Genomic DNA, 3,058 nt, shown 5'->3' with positions numbered 1-3,058 from the left:
TCGGGCTGTGTTGCGTACAAACGCCCTTCGCTGACGTAGCGCCGCTCCACGCACCATTCGGGTATCTGCCCCGGACGGTGAGCGGTCATTACAATAGTACAGCGCGGGGCGTATTCTTCCAGCACGTCAAAGAAAATTTCCCGGTAGCGGGCATCCAGCCCGTCTGTGCATTCATCAAGCAAAAGCAGACCAGGGGCCCGCAACAGCGCCCTGCCCAGAAGAAGCAGGCGCAACTGCCCCTGAGAAAGCGTAGGCGTGTCCCGGTCCAGAAGGCCTTCTGCCTCAAGGCGGGTAGCCATGCGCACGGCTGCTTCGCGGCGTGCCAGCGCCTGATTGCCGCCGTCTGAATAAATCAGGGGTGTGTCTTCAAAACCAGTGAGCAGCAGGTCAAGACCTGTGAGATCCCACGCCTGACGCTGATAGTTTTCTTGCTGCGCCGGGGAAACAAGAGTTGTCATGGCCCGTCCGGCCAGCGGCGACTGTTCGCGCCCCTCTGCCGTATGCCACCAGATATGGCCGCTTGCGGGCCAGAGTTCACCGCGCAGCAGCCGCAGCAGGGTAGACTTGCCGGAGCCGTTGGACCCAAGCAGGGCACAGTGGCGGCCACGCTCAATCCGCCAGTCAATGTGGTGCAAAACCATTCGCTGACTGGCGTCGCCGGGCAGAAAAAGACTCAGATCTTCGATGGTCACAAGCGGTTCAAACATAGATCATTCCTGCTGCCGAACTTCAACGCAAGGTGAACAGGCTTGGCTGTGTGAAAGAGGCGCTGTTCTTTGGCTGTCCGGTTTTGGCGGGCAGCCTCGAGAGGCTGCATTGCCGAAACATTGTTCAGCCCGATGAAAAAGCTGAAGCTGGCCCGATGGCTTTATGGCTGGCAGTTTTCCTTGTTTTGCCGGGGAGGCTGCCTGAGCCATTTCTAGAGTAGATTAACTTTGAAATGCATTACATCTCAGAGTTGTCATCCTGCCGAAGCATACGATTTTCGGCAGAATCCACGCTGTGTTGCGGCGCGTTGCACGCTTGTGCAGCGTTAGAGCATTTAAATTTTTTTCATTAAATGCTCTGACGGGTTGGCCTTAAATGGGGTAGGCAGTACGTTGCCCACGGTCAAACACTGTATACTCTCTGAAGCCGAAAGCGCTCGCGTAGGAGGCCAGGCGGGCAAAACCGTAACCCACATCGTCCGTCACATGCGCATCGGAAGCAAAGCTTATGGGCAAATCCATTTCCGCAGCCATGACCATAATGGGAGGCGCGGGGTAGATTTCGCGGCAGGCTTTGCGCACGCCCGCCGAGGAGATTTCCATGCTCATGCCAGACTGCCGCAGAGCCGCGAGACCACGCCGCACAAGAGCCTGGCTTTCCGGTTTGGTCAGCCAGACGTGGAATTGCTCAACGGAGAAAATCTTGACGAGGTCGGGGTGGGCCGCAATGTTGAAAAGACCCGAAGCCAGCATGCGCTCCCATATTTCAAAGTAGCGTGTGTACTGGATTTCGCATTCTTCCTGCGACATGCCTTTCCAGGGTTCGGGACCGTCATCAAAGCCCCATTGCCCGATAAAGTGCACACTGCCCAGCAGGTAGTCGAAATCATAGGCGGCACAGGACGCGCGGGTGAAGTCCAGTTGACCTTCAAGCCAGTCCATTTCCATACCAAAGAGCACACGGCAGGGGCCGTTTGCGTTGGCGGCCTTGAGCGCCAGAACTTCACTTGCGTAGTCCGGCAAGTGGCGCGTTAGTTTATCCCTGTACTCGTTTGTATAGTCAAAACCCAAGGGGCGCGGTGAGTGTTCTGTAAAGCCGATGATCTCAAGGCCTTTGGCCTGGGCGGCTGCGAACATTTCGGCGGGGCTGTTGCCGCCGTGGGAATATTTGGTGTGGGTGTGCAGGTCTGCGAGGATCATGAGTGGGCTTTCCTGAGTGGGTTTTCATGAATGCTCCGGGGGAGCCCCGGCCTCCCATGCGGGAGGAAGGTTGGTGTATAGGGATACTATGAACCGTAAATGCCCGACTGGCAAGATGCGGCAGGCAGTGCAGCCCCAGGGGGTCCGAACTAAAGCACGATGGCATGCCGCACAAAAAAGGGTGGGAATGTCCGACAGACATTCCCACCCTTGAAACAGCAGTGTGCTGCGGCTGTACTTTATTTAAGCAGGCGCTTCACGATTTCCTGGCCGGCCTTGCGCCCCGCACCCATTGCGAGAATGACGGTGGCAGCGCCAGTAACAATGTCGCCCCCGGCAAAAACGTTGGGAATGGATGTTTCGCCAGTTTCTTCATTCACCTCGATATAGCCCCACTTGTTCTGCTTGAGTTTGGGGGTGGCATCGAGCAGGATGGGGTTGGAGCGTGTGCCCAGAGCCACAACGGCCAGATCGGTGGGCAGGTCGTATACTTCGCCCTCAATGGCCACGGGGCGGCGTCGGCCAGAGGCATCGGGTTCGCCCAGTTCCATTTTTTGCAGGGTGACGGAAGTCAGGCGCATTTCGGCATCGCCGTTAAAGCGCACAGGGGCGGAAAGCATAGCGAACTGCACGCCTTCTTCTTCGGCGTGTTCCAGTTCTTCAAGGCGGGCAGGCATTTCTGCCTTGGTGCGGCGGTAGACGATGTGCACGCTTTCAGCGCCCATGCGCAGAGCGGTGCGGGCCGCGTCCATTGCCACGTTGCCAGCGCCGAAGACAGTCACATTCTTGCCGGGAAAGGCAGGGGTGTCCTGACCGGGGAAATCATAGGCACGGCCCAGATTTACGCGGGTAAGGTACTCGTTGGCTGAAAATACGCCCACAAGGTTTTCGCCGGGTACGCCCAAAAACGTGGGCAGGCCAGCGCCTACACCGATAAAGACGGCGTGGTGGGTTTCCAGCAGCTCTTCAACCTCGACGGTGCGCCCGCCGACGGAGTTGAGATGAAAATCCACACCCGCCAGACGCAGACCGTTGATTTCTGTGGCAACCACATTCTTGGGCAAACGGAAGGCAGGGATGCCAATCTTGGCACGCAATACCATGCTACCCTCCTCGAAAAATCCCTCATTCATTTTTGTAAATAAATCAAG

General features: G+C 57.3%; 3 protein-coding genes. All 3 read right to left on the bottom strand.

The annotated features are described in order from the left end of the window. Positions 1-707: ATP-binding cassette domain-containing protein (locus tag QM579_RS10670; protein ID WP_414999129.1), on the bottom strand; the 707-nt coding region annotated here is incomplete at its 3' end. Positions 708-1,079: 372 nt separating this feature from the next. Continuing rightward, positions 1,080-1,907 (bottom strand): histidinol-phosphatase, encoded by an 828-nt coding sequence (locus tag QM579_RS10665; protein WP_414999128.1) that lies wholly within the window; start codon positions 1,905-1,907, stop codon positions 1,080-1,082. Between the two features lie 239 nt (positions 1,908-2,146). Then, a partial coding sequence (locus QM579_RS10660; protein WP_414999127.1) for an FAD-dependent oxidoreductase occupies positions 2,147-3,058 on the bottom strand: 912 nt, incomplete at its 5' end.

Source organism: Desulfovibrio sp., from assembly GCF_047607245.1.
GTDB lineage: Bacteria > Desulfobacterota > Desulfovibrionia > Desulfovibrionales > Desulfovibrionaceae > Desulfovibrio.
This window is presented reverse-complemented; position numbering and strand designations above follow the sequence as displayed.